This is a genomic window from Mucilaginibacter hurinus, assembly GCF_003324525.1.
Classification (GTDB): domain Bacteria; phylum Bacteroidota; class Bacteroidia; order Sphingobacteriales; family Sphingobacteriaceae; genus Mucilaginibacter; species Mucilaginibacter hurinus.
In genome coordinates this window covers 21,802-40,370 of record NZ_QGDC01000006.1, presented here as the reverse complement: position 1 = coordinate 40,370, position 18,569 = coordinate 21,802, and the positions used below count along the sequence as shown (strand labels likewise).

The following is an 18,569-nucleotide window of genomic DNA, read 5'->3' as shown; positions in this document are numbered from 1 at the left end:
TGCCTGTTATTTTTTCTTCTCTGCGTGACCGCGGAATGTACGGGTTGGGGCAAACTCTCCAAGCTTGTGACCAACCATGTTTTCTGTTACATACACCGGTATAAACTTATTACCGTTGTGTACTGCGAATGTATGACCAACGAAATCAGGAGAGATCATGGAACGACGTGACCATGTTTTAACAACTGATTTTTTGTTTGATTCATTCAAAACCAAAACTTTCCTGTCAAGGTTATGATCTATATAAGGTCCTTTTTTAATTGAACGAGCCATTATTTCTTCCTTCTTTCAATGATGTAACGATCAGATGATTTCTTTTTGTCACGTGTTTTGTAGCCTTTAGCTAGCAAACCTTTACGTGAGCGCGGGTGTCCACCTGAGGCGCGGCCTTCACCACCACCCATAGGGTGATCTACCGGGTTCATGGCTACACCACGTACGCGAGGCCTGCGGCCTAACCAGCGTTTGCGGCCTGCTTTACCCAACACCTCGTTAGCTTTTTCGGCATTTGAAACCGAACCGATAGTAGCCAGGCAAGTTGCCAGGATCATACGGGTTTCGCCAGAAGGCAATTTGATAATAGCATATTTACCATCACGTGCCGAAAGCTGGGCATAAGTACCTGCCGAACGGGCAATAGTACCACCCTGTCCGGGGTTAAGTTCAATGTTGTGTATAATTGAACCCAATGGAATGCTCTTTAACGGTAATGTGTTACCAACTTCAGGAGCAACGCTTTCGCCTGACAATACCACCTGGCCAACTGTTAAGCCGGTAGGTGCTATCATATATCTCTTTTCGCCATCAGCATAGTGCAGCAAAGCAATACGTGCCGAACGATTCGGATCATACTCGATGGTTGCAACTTTTGCAGGGATATCAAATTTATTACGTTTAAAATCGATAAGCCTGTATGACTGTTTGTGACCACCACCTAAGTAGCGCATGGTCATCTTACCACTATGGTTACGGCCACCTGATCTTTTGTGCGATACAACCAGTGACTTTTCAGGCACATTGGTTGTAACGTCCGAATAATCGGCACCTACTCTGAAGCGGGTACCCGGAGTAACCGGTTTAAATCTTTTTACTGCCATCTCTGTATTTATATATTGCTATAAAAATCTATTGTTTCTCCGTCTTTCAACGTGATGATCGCTTTCTTGAACGTTGCAGCGCGGCCTGATACGGCGCCTGCTTTAGTGTTGCGGGTCTTCAGTTTGCCAACGTACTTCATGGTGTTTACCGCCGTAACGTTTACACCATACATTTGCTCAATTGCTGCCTTTATCTGAATTTTGTTAGCCCTGTGATCAACTTTGAAAGCATAACGGTTAAGCTTCTCAGTTAATTGAGCTACTTTTTCAGTAAGTAAGGGTTTCTTTAAAATTTCCATATTACTTAGCTAACGCTTCCTCCAAAGTTTTAACAGCGCCTGTAGTTAACAAAAGCTTTCCGGCATTAAGCACATCATAAGTGTTTAATTGCTCAACTGAGATAACTTTCGATTTTTTCAGGTTCCTGCTTGATAAATACACATTGTTATTTTCGGCGCCTGCAACTACCAATAATGTTTTATCGTTAGTTACATTCAGGTCGGCCTCAAGCTTGATGTAGTTTTTAGTTTTGATTGTATCAAAGCTAAAATCTTCCAATACCAGGATGTTATTATCCTGCGCTTTGTAAGTTAAGGCTGATTTACGTGCCAGCGACTTAAGCTTTTTGTTTAATTTAAAGCTATAATCGCGCGGCTGCGGACCGAACACGCGGCCACCACCATTAAATAATGGCGATTTCACGCTACCCGAACGGGCACCACCTGTACCTTTTTGTTTATATAATTTGCGGGTTGAACCGGCAATTTCGTTACGTTGTTTTGCTTTATGTGTACCCTGACGCTGGTTAGCAAGAAACTGCTTAACATCAAGATAGATAGCATGGTCGTTTGGCTCAATTCCGAATACGGACTCAGGAAGCTGCACCTTGGCACCTGTCTCTTTACCTGAGATGTTTAATACTTTAACTTCCATCTTATTTATCCACTATTACGAATGAACCCTTTGCACCAGGGATTGAACCTTTAACAACTAACAGGTTTTGCTCAGGGAATACTTTCACAACTTCTAAGTTTTGAACTTTAACCCTAACATTACCCATTTGGCCAGCCATACGCATACCTTTAAATACACGTGAAGGCCATGATGAAGCACCCAGAGAACCCGGAGCACGTAAACGATTGTGCTGACCGTGAGTTTGCATACCCACACCACCAAAACCGTGACGCTTTACCACACCCTGAAAACCCTTACCTTTTGAGGTACCAACCACATCCACAAAATCACCGGCAGCGAAAATATCAACGGTAACGGTGTCACCTAATGATTTTTCGTCTTCGAATGTTTTGAATTCAACCAGTTTACTTTTAGGAGTAGTTCCGGCTTTTTGGAAGTGGCCTTTAAGAGGAGCAGTAGTGTTTTTCTCTTTCTTTTCACCATATGCCAGCTGAACAGCTGCATATCCGTCTGTTTCAACAGACCTAACCTGTGTTACAACACAGGGGCCAGCTTCGATCACAGTACAGGGAATATTTTTGCCTGCCTCGTCGAAAATGCTGGTCATTCCTACTTTTTTACCAATAATTCCTGACATTTTCTATTTGTTTTTGCGTCCATCGAAGCAGTAGGGCTTCGTTCAAGACATATTAATCCCCCGAAAGGGACGGCAAAGATAGGAATTATAAATTAACTGTCAAATAGTTAGGAAGTTATTTTTTTAAGAATTATTAAACGGAAAAACTGCGCATCGCAAGGCATTAAATACCGTGTTTTATCAAAACAGGATTTATAGCATGATATATTTGCAGACCCGGTTTTATGCCATAATTCAAAGCCCTATGGCTGTTGTGTTGTGGATTTCCCGGATTGGATAATGAAACACGCTGTTGCGCATAATTTATTTTTACTGATAACTATAGGATGGCAGCCCATGCCGACAACCTTTTAGTATATACCAATAAAACGATATTCATAAACTATGAAGTTGTTTCCATCAATCGCTTTATTAACTCCGCACTCTGTTTATTACCTTCATCCAGCCTCGACTTAAAAAATTCCTGCACCTGGTTAAAGTGGGTTTTATAACCCTCCATATCACCATAGCCAATTATTGACGACCACTCACGCACGGCAGAATGAAACTCCAGGTCGTCCCCGCGGATGCTTTTATCATACAGGGCCGTTTGAATGGATTCTTCCAGCAGCGCCTCGTTCTTAAATAAATATTCGGCAATACCCAGCCGCAGCCTGAAAGGTGGGGTTTGCGCTATCAGGTTATCATACGGGTTAACACCCAGGTGATACCAGGCATCAACCATACTTAGAATGCTGAGGTGCGAATTTGGTCTTTGTTCGGCCGGTTTTTGCGATAGTGAAAACTCTTTCATTACTGCATCATTCAGCATAATGGGTTTGCGGCTTTCGTGAAAAACAAACTCGCGCGCCCTATATAGCCTGTCGCGAAACTGCTTTTCTTCTTCCATAATCATCAGTTTAAACAATTCCGATTCCGACTCGGCATAGCGCTTTACCTGTTGACGGGCATATGGGTTTAATATAGCCAGGCCGGCATACACGTGGGCTTTATAGCTGAATATACGCAGGGTCGTGAGGATTTTAACATTATCAATCCCGCCTACATATGAGCCGTTATCCCACGGGAAAAAGCCTGCCGACTTCCAGGCCGTGCCCATACTTTCAAACCCTACATGTGTAACGGCTTGGGTATCGGCAACTATTTTATCATGCTCGTGGTAATCTTTCAGCTCGACAATATCTGACCCTACGGCAGTAAATAGATCCATCATGCGTTTGTACGCCGCAGCATCTGAGCGGTGGTTTATCAGTATCAGCTTTTGCCCCGCGGGTTGAAAACCCGGGCCATGCATGGCATGAAACGTGATGATATTGGCATCAGCAGGCAAATGTTTTTCAAACGTGGCTATCTCGGGGTGCTTTACCGAGGTTTGCCCCGCCACAATAGCACCCAGTTTAGTAATTGGTCCAAACTCGGCAACAACGGCTTCCAGCTTATCAGCCTCTACCGAGTAAATAATCAGGTCGCATGTATGGGCTACGTCTTTACCGCTATCCAACAATTTTATTCCCAGTGGGTTTAGTTCCTCTTCCAGCCTTTCGCGGTTCTGCGGTATATCGCAGCCGCATACACTGTACCCTGCTTTTGCAAATGCCTTAGCGTACAAACGGCCCATGTCGCCCAAACCAATAATGCCTATTAACATTTCGCTAATATAAGTATGAGTAGCATATTTCAGCATTTAACCTTACTTTCGTTTATATAAAATACTGTTGCGAGTATAATAATACAGCCGCAATCCAGTTTTTTATACTGTAACATCTAACTTTAAACCTATGATGAAGAAGTTATTTACTAACCTGGTAATTCTTTTTGTAGTACTTTTTACCTTTGTAGCTTTACAATCCACGGCCCAGGATGCAGCTAACGGTGTGGCTGTAAAACCGGGGACGGCGCAGCAGCAAACAGGGACTGCCTCCGCCAACACCGACCGCAGCCTTAAAGGTCAGTACCGTTATCTGCTTACAAAAGTTTACAATTACCAGGCTCCCCTGGTAAGCGCCTTTTATAAAAACGCGATGGACACTTTAAAAGCCGAGCGCGCTGCGCTAAAGCAAGCCCGTGCCACTGTAGCCAGCCAAACGGCAACCATTAAAAAACTAAATGTTGACGTTACTGAGAAAGACGCGATAATTTCCTCATCAAACGCTAAAATAGATGAAATAAAACTATTGGGTATTCCCTTTACTAAAAGCACATATAACCTGTTAATGTGGGGACTGGTAATTGGTTTCGGCCTGGCTTTGGCTATTGTGATAGCTACTACCACCCGCGCTAAGCAGGAGGCAAAGTACCGTATAAAACTTTACGACGAACTGTCTGAAGAGTTTCAAGCTTATAAAGCTAAAGCAAACGAAAAAGAAAAGAAACTTGCACGTGAATTGCAAACCGAGCGGAATAAGCTTGATGAGTTAATGGGCCGGTGATATCTTCGTTATATCCAGGAGTACTGTTAAAACGCGTTGATGCTCACTTCTTTGATATATCAGTGAATATTAGCAACCGCACGAGGCATAAGCGGGCGGCGTTACACTATCTGTCTAACGAAAGTATGTAAGCGGCCATGTCCTCGGCATCTTTGACCGACAACCGCGGGTGTGCCAGCATTACCGCATTACCCCAACTGCCCTTACCTCCAGCTATTATTTTTTGTGCAAGCATCTGTTGAAAAAGTTTATTGGCGGGGTACCTGCGTGCTACATCTTTAAACGCCGGACCAAATGACCGCTCTTCTTCTTTATGACAAGTATAACAGTCGGAATAAGCGATGAGTACTTTACCTTTTTGAATAGCTTTTGCAGGGATCGGTTCATCCTGCCCCGGGATCACCCGCAAATAGTCGACGGTAGATTTAGCATTTTCCTTTTTCTCCTTACCCGGTTCGCAGGCAACTACGCATAAAATGACCAGGAAGGATAATAAACATAGTCGCAGCATATGGCTTCAAAAATAGCATAAAGCTAATGATAGGCTATCCGCGAAAAAATTAAATGCTTATTTCTCCCTTTCGGGATTTTTAAGATCAGGGGCTATATTTTCATTCAGACGCTCTTCCGCCTCTTTTACCTCATCTTTTTCACTGATAGGCAGCTCTGTTTGCAGCTCGTCCTTTTGTTTTTCCTTGTCAGGCAATCTTGCTCCTTCTTTCTTATCAGCCATGGCATTAATTTTAAATAGATGTTTGTACTTGTAGACTGCAACGGGTACTAACTGATATAGTATTTCGTTTTATTTATAACCGATAAGTATAGCTAAGGTTTAAATATTTTGCGTTAATGTATGTCCCTATCTGCACAATGCCGGCTTAGGTATTAGTTATATTAAAACAGTAATACTAAACCCGTCCATGTATCTGTAATTTAACACTATAGTTATGGAAACTCAAGTTAATCATTACGAATTTATCAACCTGCAAACAGGAAACGTCATTGCCTATGCATCATACCCGGTTGATATAGATAAAGCTGAATGCCTGGCAAAGCTTGAAAGGAAGAAAAATGAACTTGCGACGATACACCGCGTTAATTTTGAATTGATATACTGGCAGGAACATGAGCACAGTATAAGGTAAATAAAAAAGCCACTCCTTTCGGAATGGCTTTCTATATCTCGATTCTTAAATCTTAGTTCTTGAATCTCAAAAAAACAGATAACTCACACTTTTATCTCAACTTCAACACCGCTTGGCAATTCAAGCTTCATTAAAGCGTCAACAGTTTTTGAGTTTGAGCTGTATATGTCTAACAACCTTTTGTATGAACACAACTGAAACTGCTCACGTGCTTTCTTGTTTACGTGTGGTGAACGCAATACGGTAAACACTTTCTTTTCAGTTGGTAACGGAAGTGGTCCGCTAACTACAGCGCCTGTAGGCTTTACTGTTTTTACGATTTTCTCGGCTGACTTGTCAACCAGGTTGTAATCGTAAGATTTTAATTTGATCCTGATTCTTTGGCTCATTTTGTTTTTGATTATGCCATTCCTAAGAGCTATTTATTAGGTAATGGCGGTTATTTATTTAAGTTGGTTGGCAACTAATCTTCAGTCGCCAACCAACTAATTTTTTAATTATTCGTCAATCTCACCGCGTTTCCTGCCTTTTGATTTGGCAACAACTTCGTCCTGTACGTTACGTGGAGCCGGTTCATAGTGATCAAACTCCATGGTTGAAGTTGCACGTCCAGATGTAATGGTACGTAACTGGGTTACATAACCAAACATTTCAGACAGTGGTACCATAGCTTTGATTACCTGCGAACCCGCACGGGTGTCCATACCTTGCAGCTGGCCACGACGACGGTTCATGTCACCGATAACATCACCCATGTTTTCTTCAGGGGTTAGTATCTCAATTTTCATGATAGGCTCAAGCAATACGGGCTTACATTTCGGCAATGCCTCACGGTAAGCTGAACGACCTGCAATCTCGAAAGAAAGCGCATCTGAATCGACAGCGTGGAACGAACCATCAATTAAACGTACTTTTAAGCTGGTAAGCGGGTAACCTGCTAACACACCATTATCCATTGCAGATTTGAAACCTTTTTCAACAGATGGTATAAACTCGCGGGGTATAGCACCACCAACAATTTCGTTAACAAATTCCAAACCTTCCTTACCTTCTTCTCCCGGAGAAATAACAACCTGGATATCGGCAAATTTACCACGGCCACCAGTTTGTTTCTTGTAAGTTTCGCGGTGCTGGGTAGTACCGGTGATAGCCTCTTTGTAAGCTACCTGTGGCGCACCCTGGTTAACCTCTACCTTAAATTCACGTTTCAAACGGTCCATCAAAATGTCAAGGTGTAACTCGCCCATACCGCTAATAACCGTTTGGCCGGTATCCTGATCTGTTTGTACACGGAAGGTTGGATCCTCTTCGGCTAATTTACCTAAAGCTATACCTAGTTTATCAACATCGGCTTGTGTTTTAGGCTCAATAGCTAAACCGATAACCGGGTCAGGGAACACCATCGACTCCAGGATAAGCTTGTTTTTCTCGTCGCAAAGGGTATCACCAGTTTTGATATCTTTAAAGCCCACTACCGCAGCAATATCACCCGCACCTACATTAGGGATAGGGTTTTGCTTGTTAGCGTGCATTTGGAATATACGGCTGATGCGCTCTTTGTTCTCTGAACGCATATTATAGATATATGAGCCGGCATCAAGGTTACCCGAGTAAACACGGATAAAGCATAAACGGCCCACAAACGGATCGGTAGCAATTTTAAATGCAAGTGCAGCAAATGGCTCTTTCACATCCGGTTTAACCAAAATCTCTGCGCCGGTATCAGGGTTAGTACCTACCACACCTTTTGAATCAAGTGGCGAAGGCATTAACTCCATCACATAATCCAGCATGGTTTGTACACCTTTGTTTTTGAAAGATGAACCGCAGGTCATCGGTACAATTTTACCGGCAAGGGTAGCCTGGCGTAAAGCGTCAAGCACTTCGCGCTCAGTGATGGTTGTCGGATCGTCAAAGAACTTCTCCATCAACGAGTCGTCAAACTCAGCTACTGCTTCCAGTAATTTCTCGCGCCACTCGGTAGCTTCGTCAAGCATATCATCAGGGATAGGCACTTCAGTAAAGGTCATACCTTTATCGTGCTCATTCCAAACAATACCACGGAAGTTGATCAGATCAACCACACCTTTAAACTGGTCTTCAGAACCTATTGGCAACTGAAGAGGGATAGCCGTGCTGCCCAGCATTTCTTTAACCTGTTTTACCACGTTGAGGAAATCGGCGCCGCTACGGTCCATTTTGTTAACGAAACCAATACGCGGTACGTTGTAGTTGTTAGCCAAACGCCAGTTAGTTTCTGACTGTGGCTCAACACCGTCAACCGCGCTGAATAAGAACACCAAACCATCTAATACACGTAGCGAGCGGTTCACCTCAACGGTGAAATCCACGTGGCCCGGGGTATCAATGATGTTCATGTGGTAGTTATCGCCGCGGTATTTCCAGTTAACGGTAGTAGCCGCCGAAGTGATGGTGATACCACGCTCCTGCTCCTGCGCCATCCAGTCCATGGTAGCCGCACCTTCGTGCACCTCACCAATTTTGTGGCTAACACCGGCGTAGTAAAGGATACGCTCCGTAGTGGTGGTTTTACCGGCATCAATGTGGGCGGCAATACCTATATTTCTTGTGTATTTAAGATCTCTTGACATGTTATTTTTTTAATGACTGAATGAGCGATTGAGTGAATTAGCGAATAAGCAACTTACAGATTAGGGTAATGTTACCTTTCCAATAAATCACTCATTCGCTAATTCAATAATTCACTCATTAGAATCTGAAGTGTGAGAACGCCTTGTTAGCCTCAGCCATTTTGTGCGTATCTTCTTTCTTTTTAACCGCTGCACCTTCGCCTTTTGAAGCTGAGATGATCTCACCGGCTAATTTTTCGTGCATGGTTTTTTCACCGCGCTTGCGTGCGTAGCTAATCAGCCATTTCATGCCCAAAGCAATTTTACGCTCCGCCCGAACTTCAGTTGGTACCTGGAAGTTTGCACCACCTACACGGCGTGATTTTACTTCAACAGCAGGCATTACGTTGTTTAAAGCCTTTTTCCAGGTCTCTAAACCGTTCTCGCTGGTTTTCTTTTCAACAATTTCAACAGCGTTATAAAAAATGGCATATGCGGTTGATTTCTTACCGTCATACATCATATTATTTACAAACCTTGTTACCAAAGTATCATTGAACTTTGGATCAGGAAGGATAATTCTCTTTTTTGGTTTTGACTTTCTCATTTCTGTTATCCCTCCTTATTATTTCTTGCCCTTAGTAGGTGCAGCTGCCTGACCTGGTTTAGGACGCTTAGTACCATATTTTGAACGACGCTGGTTACGGCCTGCAACACCTGAAGTATCTAACGCACCACGGATGATGTGGTAACGTACACCAGGTAAATCCTTAACACGACCGCCACGGATCAACACGATTGAGTGCTCTTGCAAGTTATGACCTTCACCAGGGATGTAAGCGTTTACTTCTTTACCATTGGTTAAGCGCACACGGGCAACTTTACGCATTGCTGAGTTTGGTTTTTTAGGGGTAGTGGTGTACACACGTGTGCACACGCCTCTTCGCTGTGGACAGCTGTCCAACGCTGGCGACTTACTCTTGTCAACCAGAGCTACTCTACCTTTTCTAACTAATTGCTGAATAGTAGGCATTCTTTCCTTTTTTGTATTTACAGTTTTATCCTTATTTTAAGGACTGCAAAGGTAGGGCAAATTTTTTTATTATCAAGCGGTTAGGTGAAAAAAGTTTGGGGCGCTTAACTAGGTCGATTGTGGGAAGATTACCGACGTAAAAAAGAACCGGAAACTTATCCCGGCATTGATTGCTAACTAAGAACAAATACCCAGCGCTTTTTCCATTTTAAAATTTGTGAGCACTACGCCTTTTACTTCAACAGCTTGTTCAGCAGTCACTACAAAACCTTGCTTTTCAAAAAAAGGCCGAGCAGTAATACTCACGTCTGATATGATCTTTTTCAAACCTAATTCACCGGCTTTGCTTTCTATGGCCGCCATCAGATACTTTGCAACGCCTAAACGCTGGTGATTGATACTAACAAACATCACGTCGATGTACCCACTTGGCGTGAGGGATGCAAATCCGGCGAGGGCGTTCCCTACATTTACTAAATATAAAAATTGCTGGTTTACCCGATTATGCCAGCGTTCAATATTATCACGTCCTGACGCCCAGGCCTCAATTTGTTCGGCGTTATAGTCCTGTCTGTTTACCGTAGTTACAGTATCGTAAAATAACCGTCGTATTTGGTCAATGTCGTTTATAGCTGCGCGGCGTATGGTGAAATTTATCTGGGATGTATTGTGCTTTAATATCATATACCATAGTATACTTCTCATGAACGCATTGCGTTACAAACTTCTTTTATACTACTACTCACCGGCTTAAACTCTATACCAATAGCCTTCTTAATTTTCGAGTTATCGAAATGCTTAATAGTGTATGATGATTGCGCCGCTATTTTATCAATAAAAGGATTGCCGCCGGTAAAAGGCGAAACAGCTTTTGCCAATCGCCAGGCAAGCTCCATCATCCATGGTTTAGCTTTTACAGTGGGTGGTTTTATAGCAAAGCCCTGTGCTATTTCTTCTACCAGTTGTTTGTAACTATAATTTTCCGCGTTAATAATATAGCGTTCGCCAGTAATATCACTATTCATCAGGGCAATCATGCTTTTTGCCACGTCCTCCACATCAACTACACCAGCGGTACCGGTGGTATAGAATTTTAGGCCTTTTCGTACCGTATCAAATAATTCACCGGTGCCTTCTGTACCGGCATTAGGACCTATAATCAAAGATGGGTTAACAATTACCGCGTTAAGTCCTTCGGCAATGCCGCGCCATACCTCCATCTCACTTTCTAATTTTGATATAGCGTAGCCATCATTCTCGGTAGTTGCCTCCAAATGATGGTTTTCTGTGATACTTTCACCTGGCTTGGCTAACCCTAAAGCCGCTATCGAACTTACATGCACCAATTTGCAACCATACTGCAAACACAGGTTAACAATATTGGCAGTGCCGGCAATGTTAGCCGCTATCATGGGCTTTTTATCCTTTTGCTTAAGGGATACCCAGGCCGCCGCGTGATAAACCTGTGTTACATCAGCAAAGGCGTCTTCAAGAGCATAATCATCCAGCATGTCCGCGTCGGCCCATTCTATAAGGCCCTGGTACGGCTTTAAAATTTCGGGAATAACAGATGTCGCGCGTTTTGTGCAGCGTACATTTTTGCCCGTTTGCGCCAGTTGCCGGGCTACTTCTGCTCCTAAAAATCCTGTTGCGCCTGTTACTAATATCATTTTTTGATGTGCAAATGTGCACATTTTTGTCTGAATGAGAATTTATGGGATTTCATAATTTACTCGACACATATCCATGTTCCATTGCTTCTTATTAATAGCTGCACCTATTCTGTGAATTCCAAAATCCTGTAAATTCTGATCAAGATTTCGCACCTTTGTGTACACGAACTATTGTACACCCAAAAACCATGTCATTAGCAGATTTCTTTACCCCGATAGACCTTACACGTATCATTCCAAAAAAAGGATATTTTACCAGTCAGCTGGGGCAAAAGATTGATCATTACTCGGTAAATTTCCCCGACCTTGACCAAAAGCCCGATATAGCCCTTATAGGCGTGCAGGAAGGCCGTAATGCCGACAACAACGATGGCTGCGCCCACGCGCCGGACCACGTACGCGAAAAACTATATATATTAAATGAAGGTAACTACAATACCAAAATAGCCGACCTGGGCAACATCCGTCCGGGAGCTACAGTTACTGATACCTACGTAGCTTTAAAAACCGTAGTTGAGGAATTGGTAAAGCAGAATATACTGCCCGTTATTATTGGCGGAAGTCAGGACCTTACTTACGCGCAATACCTCGGTTACGAAAAGCTGGAACAAAAAGTGGATTTAGTGATAATAGATTCACATTTCGACTTAGAAGAGGATATACAGGTAGAAACCATTGAAACCACATCGGCATCATACCTGAGCAAAATATTCTTGCACGAGCCAAATTATTTATTCAATTATAGCAACCTGGGCTACCAAACTTACTTTACCAGCCAGGAAAGCCTGCGCGTGATGGAGAAGCTGTACTTTGATGTACACCGGCTTGGAGAATTGAGCGGAATGGCAAGCGTTGCCGAACCCATTATCCGCAATGCCAATATGATCAGTTTTGATGTATCAGCCATTCGCTCATCTGAGGCTATGGGGAACGCCAACGCAACGCCTAACGGCTTATATGGCGAAGAGGCATGCCAACTTTGCCGTTATGCAGGCATTAATGATAAGTTAAGTTCAATAGGTTTTTATGAGTACAATCCGGCGTATGACAGCAATGGCCAAACAGCCATGCTGCTGGCGCAAATGATATGGTATTTTGTTGATGGGTTTTATAACCGTAAGCGCGATTTCCCGCTCAACCCAAAATCGCAATACCTTATATATAAAACCAGTTTGAAGCATGACGACCATGAACTGGTTTTTGTGAAAAGCAAAAAGTCTGACCGGTGGTGGATGCAGGTACCCTATCCTACAGGCGGGTCAATGAACGAGCGGTTTCACTTAGTGCCATGCCGTTATGACGACTACAAAACTGCCGTATCCGGAGAGATGCCCGACCTATGGTGGCGCACTTACCAAAAACTTTCGTAATATAATTTACAAGCGCATTTTACGTTACAATTATCCATGAAAAAAATATTGTTGACCATAGCCGCACTTATACCGGCATTGGCATTTGCGCAAAACGATTCGCCGTTTAATATTAACGGCAAAGTAGGCGCGTTAAACACACCGGCCAAGGCTTACCTGACGTACCGCGCCGGAGAAAGCAGCGTGACCGACTCAGCTACAATTGCTAATGGCAGCTTTAACTTTAAAGGTAAAATTGCAAATCCGGTAAATGCAACCTTATTTGTTGACCGGCAGGGTAAAGGCTTTGATAATTACATTCAGAAAAACTTCCCTAACGGCAGCCCCTCTAAAAATGCTGATGTTTTAGGCCTTTTTATTGAAAAAGGGGACATCAATATAAACAGCGCTGATTCGGTGTCAAAAGCTAAGATTACCGGTTCAAAAATCAATGATGAAAATCAGCGATTAATGACTTTATTAAAACCTGTTCATGCCAGGGCAGCAAAAATAATGGCCGAAGCACAAATTGCTACCGAGGATCAAAAAAAATCAGCTAACTTTCAAAATAGCATGCAGGCCAAGTTTAAAGTTGTGCAGGATGAGCAAAAAGCGATTTTTAAAGACTTCATAAAAAATAATCCTGATAGTTTCATCAGCTTGCTGGTTATCAGCTCGGTAGCCGGCCCCTCGCCTGACGCTGCCGAACTTGAACCATTGTTTAACTTGCTGAGTAAAAATTTACAGGAATCAGAAATGGGGCAATCGCTTAAGGCAGCAATTACAGCGCAAAAAGGCACATCGATTGGTTCTGACGCCCCTGACTTTATACAAGCCGATGTAAACGGTAAACCAGTAAAGCTTTCCTCATTTAAAGGCAAATATGTACTGATAGATTTTTGGGCATCATGGTGCGGGCCATGCCGCCAGGAAAACCCTAACGTGGTACGGGCCTACTATAAATACAAAGACAAAAATTTTACTATCCTCGGCGTTTCGCTTGATAAGGAAACCGGTAAAAACGCATGGCTCAAAGCCATAAAAGACGATGGGCTTGTGTGGACGCAAGCCTCAGACCTTAAAGGATGGAATAACGATGCCGCGGCGCTATACAATGTAAAGGCAATACCACAAAACTTTTTGCTGGACCCCGCCGGTAAAATCATCGCAAAAAATCTTCGCGGTGAAGAGCTGGACGCTAAGCTGGCGGAGTTACTCGGCAAAATATAAAAAAGCTATCCTGGGTTGGTATAAGATGGCAAATGTAGAACAACGCGTTTTGGCTAAGAATACGTTACAGCCCTTTCTTCCTTATTATTCCCGGCCTTCGTGGCCGCTTACTTAAGTTGGCCTCCTCTTCATCGTTGATATCGGCACCGTAACGGCGGGCCATCCGGGCTATACGTTCTTCAAGTGTTTCGGTTGTAAGCTTGTCCCTGCTCAGGCTATCAACCATTATCGGAAAAGCAAAAGGCGTGGGCCGCTCAATATTTTTAAGAATGATACTCTGTGTTTCAATACGTTGAAGTGCGGCCCTTAACCTAAATTCTTCCAATTGAAAAGCTAATGCCTCGTTATAAGCCTGTCGTACCAACAGATTATCCGGTTCGTACTCAGTAAATACCTCAAACAGCAATGAAGTTGATGCCTGTAAGTGTTTATTCTTTACCTGCTGACCAGGATAGCCGGTAAATACCAGGCCGCCAATATGCGCAATATCCCTGAAACGCCGGCGGGCCATTTCGTTAGCGTTAAGGCTGTGCTGTATGTCATCAATCAGGTTGTTTATTGAGAAAAACTCAGCGTCTTCCAATATTTCTTCTATTGGCACATCTTCGTCTGACAGGAGCTCAAAACCATAGTCGTTCATGGCTATTGAAAAGCTTGAAGGCTTAACCTTGGTGATGCGGTAAGCCAGCAATGATGCCATACCCTCATGCACCAGGCGACCCTCAAACGGATAAAACAGTAAATGGTGGCCCTCTCTTGACTTAAACGATTCTATCAAAAACTCGTGCTTTTGCGGCAAATGCGACAACTGCTGCTGAAGGTTAAACAGTGGCTTTAAGGCGATAACTTCCTCGTCCTTTTCTATTCCATTGGCTACCTCGTGCAGCTTATCCCTGAAAACGGCTGATAACTGCGACGACAAAGGCATCCTGCCACCCGCCCAACTAGGTATTAATCCTTTCTTAGCATTTGACTTTTTTACATAAGCGGTCATTTCCTTTACCCGCACAAACTCAAGGCTGCGGCCGGCAAACCAAAACGTATTGCCCGGTTTCAGTTTTGAAACAAAGCCCTCTTCGATAGTACCCAGGCTGCCGCCGCTGAGCCACTTTACTCTTATACTTAATTCGCTGGTTATGGTACCAATGCTCAACCGGTGCCGCATGGCTACCCGGCGGCTGTTCACCTTATATAAACCATTTTCAATTTCTACCTTCAAAAATTCATCATACTGCGCCAAGGTTTTGCCGCCGCGGGTAATAAAATCAAGCAGTTCGTTAAATTCCCTGTGAGTAATATCGGCAAAAGCATAGGTAGCTTTAACCTGTTTAAACAGTTCGTCGGCTGTAAAACCGTCCGAGACAGCCAGTGTCACCATGTACTGTATCAGCACATCCATAGTTAGCAGCATAGGGTCGCGGCTTTCAAATATGCCTTGCCTGATGGCAAGCTTAAGCGCCGCCCCCTCCAGCAACTCTAGCGAGTGGGTAGGCACGTAGTATGCTCTTGATACTGCTCCGGGGTGGTGGCCGCTCCGGCCCGCGCGTTGCATAAATCGCGCAACACCTTTTGGGCTGCCTACTTGTACCACCGTATCTACCGGTCTGAAATCTACGCCAAGGTCCAGGCTTGATGTACATACCACAACTTTCAGCGCTTCAGCATGCAGCGCAGCCTCTACCCAGTTACGCAACTCGTTATCCAGCGAACCATGGTGCATGGCCATAATCCCGGCGTACTCCGGGTAATTGTCAATAATGGCATGGTACCATATTTCGCTTTGCGAACGGGTATTGCAAAATATAAGGGTGGTTTTACTACGGGCAACAATTTCCATTACCTGCGGAAGCAGCCTGACACCTATGTGGCCTGTCCACGAGTAATTTTCTATATTTTCAGGGATGACGGAACGTATATCCAGCTTTTTCTCCAGATTGGCCCGAACCATTTTAATCTGATCAGCCGGAAAATCATTTCCAAGCAGCACCTCTGCGGCTTGTTCAAGGTTACCAATAGTAGCGCTGATACCCCATATGCGGAGTTGTGGGTTGCGGGTTGTGGGTTGTGGGTTATGGGTTGTGGGCTGTGGGTTTTGAGTTGCAAGTGGTGGGTTGTGGGTTTTGAGTTGCGAGTGGTGATTAGGATATTGTAAATTTTTATTTTTTTCTCCTTCAACTTGCAACTTAGAACTTACAACTTCTTTTTCTTCTTCAACCTGCAACTTGGAACTCACGACTTCCTTTTCTCTTTCAACTTGCAGCTTAGAACTTACAACTTCTTTTTCCAGCGACGCATTACCTGCAACCGCTTTTAACCGGCTCAATCCCAACTCTACCTGAACACCTCTTTTAGTGCCCAGCAGCTCGTGCCACTCATCGCACACCACTACTCGTAATCCTTTAAATATTTTAGGGTAGTCTTTTTGAGCAAGCATCAGATGCAGGCTTTCGGGCGTGGTGAGCAGTACTTCGGGCAGCTTTTTCTTAAGCGCCGCCTTTTCGGCGGCGGATGTATCGCCCGTACGGGTATATACTCTCCAGGGAATACCCATTTCGTCAACGGCCTCCTGCATAGCTTTTTTTATATCATTGGTAAGTGCCCGCAAAGGCGTTATCCAAAGCATCAGCAACCCACTATCCTTTTTGGTTTTATAGGTATCGGGGTATTTATTGATATAATCAGCCACGAAAGGCAAAAACAGGGCGAAAGTTTTACCACTGCCTGTAGGTGCGTTCAGCAGACCCGAATAGCCGGATAGATAAGCTGTCTCCATTTCCTTTTGAAACGGGAACTGCTTCCACGACTTTTGCCTGTACCATTGCTGTATTACCTGTTGGCCAATGCTGCTCATCCTGCAAGTAACAAAATTCAGGTGATTTGGTTAGGGGATAATTCTAAAACTGTCATGAGCCGGAAATAGCAACTCGTTGCTTCGTTTGTCGGGAGGATATTTTTGATTATGATTCAAGGGCCTGACGAACAGAAGTGCACCGTTTTCTCCTGCATCGGCTGGCACGGGTAGCACAAGCAGAGCCTTAGCACTAACCTTAACAGGGTCAGGCGCGGCCGGCGGGTTTCTTTTTGGTACCTTTTTCTTTGGCTGTCAAAGAAAAAAGTACATCCACTGGCGATGATAAATTACAAAGCCGCTCCTCACAAGCACTGACTGCCTAAAGAGATTGCTTCGCTGTCGCTCGCAATGACGTGAAGTTAAATTTATTGGGATCTACTGCGCTTTCCTACTCCGCTCAATCACCTCTTTATAGTAATTTTCGTACTCAGGCAGTATATTTTTAAGATCAAATACTTTAGCCCGGGAAAGAGCCTTGTCTTTAAAGCTGTTTAGCCTCTCTTCGTTCTGCAATATATATATTGCAGATTCGGCCATTCCGTCAACATCGCCAACATCTCGTAAAAAGCCTGTTTCCCCATCAATGTTTAATTCAGGCAAACCTCCGGCATTGCTGCTGATTACCGGCACTTTGCAGGCCATAGCCTCCAATGCGGCTAAACCAAAACTTTCCGACTGTGAGGGCATCAGGAAAAGGTCGGCCACGGATAATATTTCTTCGATGGCATCCTGTTTACCCAAAAAACGAATCTGATCTGATACACCAAGATCCCGGGCCAGTTGTTCGCAGCCGGAGCGTTCGCCGCCATCACCAACCATCAATAACTTGGCAGGTATCTGCTTTACAACATGCGCAAATATTTTTATTACATCCTCGGTGCGCTTAACCTTACGGAAGTTAGACGTATGCACCAATATTTTTTCGCCATTGGGTGCGATAGCTTTCCGGAAATGGTCCTTAGCTTTCAGGCTAAAGCGATTCAGGTCGATAAAATTGGGGATGACCTTTATATCGTTTTTAATCTCGAAGAACTTATAGGTATCTGCGCGTAAATGCTCAGATACAGCTGTCACACCGTCTGATTCGTTAATCGAAAAGGTAACTGCAGGTTTATATGTACGCTCCTGCCCTACCAGCGTAATGTCAGTACCATGCAGGGTGGTAACAAAAGGAATGTTAATGCCGTAAGTAGCGAGTATCTGTTTAGCCATATAAGCAGCCGATGCATGTGGTATAGCATAGTGTACATGCAGTACATCTAATTTTTCAAAGCGCACTACATCAACCAAGCGGCTGGCCAAAGCCAGTTCATACGGTGGAAAGTCAAATAGGGGATAGTTGGCAACGGCCACCTCATGGTAAAAGAGGTTCTCCGAAAAAAGGTCTAACCGGGCAGGTTGATTGTACGTAACAAAATGTACCTGGTGCCCATGATCGGCCAGCGCCTTGCCCAACTCTGTGGCTACAACCCCGCTGCCGCCAAAGGTTGGATAACAAACTATTCCTATTTTCATTTCTGGTACAATGTTAACAGCTATTTATGTTAAATGTGTTAACAGTTTGTCAAATGTGTTGCAACTGTATACAGGTACGTATATCGTGCACTAATATGACGAAA

Annotated in this window: 20 protein-coding genes; 4 read left to right on the top strand and 16 right to left on the bottom strand. The window is 43.9% G+C overall.

Annotated features, from left to right (window positions below):
- Nucleotides 1–6: 6 nt before the first annotated feature.
- From rpsS to DJ568_RS11480, 6 genes are all read right to left on the bottom strand, one after another.
- Nucleotides 7–273: a 30S ribosomal protein S19 gene (rpsS, locus tag DJ568_RS11505; RefSeq protein WP_114005430.1), complete on the bottom strand. Its 267-nt coding sequence runs from the start codon at nucleotides 271–273 to the stop codon at nucleotides 7–9.
- Complete coding sequence (gene rplB / locus DJ568_RS11500) at nucleotides 273–1,097, bottom strand: 50S ribosomal protein L2 (RefSeq protein WP_114005429.1); 825 nt, start codon at nucleotides 1,095–1,097, stop codon at nucleotides 273–275. The genes rpsS and rplB overlap by 1 nt, the downstream gene beginning before the upstream one ends.
- Nucleotides 1,098–1,105: 8 nt before the next feature.
- Entirely contained in the window at nucleotides 1,106–1,396 is a 291-nt protein-coding gene (rplW, locus tag DJ568_RS11495) for a 50S ribosomal protein L23 (protein ID WP_114005428.1), read from the bottom strand.
- Between the two features lies 1 nt (nucleotide 1,397).
- Complete coding sequence (rplD, locus tag DJ568_RS11490) at nucleotides 1,398–2,030, bottom strand: 50S ribosomal protein L4 (protein WP_114005427.1); 633 nt, start codon at nucleotides 2,028–2,030, stop codon at nucleotides 1,398–1,400.
- A gap of 1 nt (nucleotide 2,031) precedes the next feature.
- Nucleotides 2,032–2,649: a 50S ribosomal protein L3 gene (gene rplC / locus DJ568_RS11485; protein ID WP_114005426.1), complete on the bottom strand. Its 618-nt coding sequence runs from the start codon at nucleotides 2,647–2,649 to the stop codon at nucleotides 2,032–2,034.
- A 382-nt stretch (nucleotides 2,650–3,031) separates the two neighbouring features.
- The gene (locus DJ568_RS11480) at nucleotides 3,032–4,297 is read right to left on the bottom strand and encodes a prephenate dehydrogenase (protein ID WP_114005672.1); all 1,266 of its coding nucleotides are present in this window, start codon (nucleotides 4,295–4,297) and stop codon (nucleotides 3,032–3,034) included.
- Between the two features lie 130 nt (nucleotides 4,298–4,427).
- On the opposite strand from DJ568_RS11480, the gene DJ568_RS11475 reads away from it, so the two are divergent.
- Nucleotides 4,428–5,078: a hypothetical protein gene (locus DJ568_RS11475; protein WP_147238748.1), complete on the top strand. Its 651-nt coding sequence runs from the start codon at nucleotides 4,428–4,430 to the stop codon at nucleotides 5,076–5,078.
- A gap of 106 nt (nucleotides 5,079–5,184) precedes the next feature.
- Here DJ568_RS11475 and DJ568_RS11470 read toward each other — a convergent pair whose 3' ends face one another.
- Both DJ568_RS11470 and DJ568_RS17225 read right to left on the bottom strand, forming a co-directional pair.
- A complete protein-coding gene (locus DJ568_RS11470) occupies nucleotides 5,185–5,589 on the bottom strand; it encodes a c-type cytochrome (RefSeq protein ID WP_114005424.1) in 405 nt (134 codons plus the stop codon).
- Between the two features lie 57 nt (nucleotides 5,590–5,646).
- Nucleotides 5,647–5,811: a hypothetical protein gene (locus DJ568_RS17225; RefSeq protein ID WP_158534927.1), complete on the bottom strand. Its 165-nt coding sequence runs from the start codon at nucleotides 5,809–5,811 to the stop codon at nucleotides 5,647–5,649.
- 214 nt (nucleotides 5,812–6,025) lie between these two features.
- On the opposite strand from DJ568_RS17225, the gene DJ568_RS11465 reads away from it, so the two are divergent.
- The gene (locus DJ568_RS11465; protein WP_114005423.1) at nucleotides 6,026–6,223 is read left to right on the top strand and encodes a hypothetical protein; all 198 of its coding nucleotides are present in this window, start codon (nucleotides 6,026–6,028) and stop codon (nucleotides 6,221–6,223) included.
- A gap of 83 nt (nucleotides 6,224–6,306) precedes the next feature.
- Here the strand turns inward: DJ568_RS11465 and rpsJ are convergent, their stop codons facing one another.
- The 6 genes from rpsJ to DJ568_RS11435 all read right to left on the bottom strand — a co-directional run bounded on the left by rpsJ (nucleotide 6,307) and on the right by DJ568_RS11435 (nucleotide 11,517).
- Entirely contained in the window at nucleotides 6,307–6,612 is a 306-nt protein-coding gene (gene rpsJ / locus DJ568_RS11460; protein ID WP_078347761.1) for a 30S ribosomal protein S10, read from the bottom strand.
- Nucleotides 6,613–6,720: 108 nt separating this feature from the next.
- The gene (gene fusA / locus DJ568_RS11455) at nucleotides 6,721–8,835 is read right to left on the bottom strand and encodes an elongation factor G (RefSeq protein ID WP_114005422.1); all 2,115 of its coding nucleotides are present in this window, start codon (nucleotides 8,833–8,835) and stop codon (nucleotides 6,721–6,723) included.
- 118 nt (nucleotides 8,836–8,953) lie between these two features.
- Nucleotides 8,954–9,421: a 30S ribosomal protein S7 gene (gene rpsG / locus DJ568_RS11450; RefSeq protein ID WP_114005421.1), complete on the bottom strand. Its 468-nt coding sequence runs from the start codon at nucleotides 9,419–9,421 to the stop codon at nucleotides 8,954–8,956.
- 18 nt (nucleotides 9,422–9,439) lie between these two features.
- Complete coding sequence (rpsL, locus tag DJ568_RS11445) at nucleotides 9,440–9,847, bottom strand: 30S ribosomal protein S12 (protein WP_103907777.1); 408 nt, start codon at nucleotides 9,845–9,847, stop codon at nucleotides 9,440–9,442.
- Nucleotides 9,848–10,024: 177 nt separating this feature from the next.
- Complete coding sequence (locus tag DJ568_RS11440) at nucleotides 10,025–10,552, bottom strand: GNAT family N-acetyltransferase (RefSeq protein WP_114005420.1); 528 nt, start codon at nucleotides 10,550–10,552, stop codon at nucleotides 10,025–10,027.
- Nucleotides 10,549–11,517, bottom strand: coding sequence for an NAD-dependent epimerase/dehydratase family protein (locus DJ568_RS11435; protein ID WP_114005419.1), 969 nt, complete (start codon nucleotides 11,515–11,517; stop codon nucleotides 10,549–10,551). Before DJ568_RS11435 ends, DJ568_RS11440 begins: the two co-directional genes overlap by 4 nt.
- A gap of 191 nt (nucleotides 11,518–11,708) precedes the next feature.
- On the opposite strand from DJ568_RS11435, the gene DJ568_RS11430 reads away from it, so the two are divergent.
- Together DJ568_RS11430 and DJ568_RS11425 are read left to right on the top strand one after the other, a co-directional pair.
- On the top strand, nucleotides 11,709–12,890 hold the full coding sequence (locus tag DJ568_RS11430) for a formimidoylglutamase (RefSeq protein ID WP_114005418.1): 1,182 nt from the start codon (nucleotides 11,709–11,711) through the stop codon (nucleotides 12,888–12,890).
- A gap of 36 nt (nucleotides 12,891–12,926) precedes the next feature.
- Entirely contained in the window at nucleotides 12,927–14,099 is a 1,173-nt protein-coding gene (locus tag DJ568_RS11425; protein WP_114005417.1) for a TlpA disulfide reductase family protein, read from the top strand.
- A gap of 64 nt (nucleotides 14,100–14,163) precedes the next feature.
- Here DJ568_RS11425 and DJ568_RS11420 read toward each other — a convergent pair whose 3' ends face one another.
- Both DJ568_RS11420 and bshA read right to left on the bottom strand, forming a co-directional pair.
- Nucleotides 14,164–16,950 carry a ligase-associated DNA damage response DEXH box helicase gene (locus tag DJ568_RS11420; protein ID WP_114005416.1) on the bottom strand — a complete coding sequence of 929 codons (2,787 nt, stop codon included), beginning with the start codon at nucleotides 16,948–16,950 and terminating at the stop codon, nucleotides 14,164–14,166.
- Nucleotides 16,951–17,325: 375 nt separating this feature from the next.
- Complete coding sequence (gene bshA / locus DJ568_RS11415) at nucleotides 17,326–18,465, bottom strand: N-acetyl-alpha-D-glucosaminyl L-malate synthase BshA (RefSeq protein ID WP_114005415.1); 1,140 nt, start codon at nucleotides 18,463–18,465, stop codon at nucleotides 17,326–17,328.
- Nucleotides 18,466–18,569 lie beyond the last annotated feature (104 nt).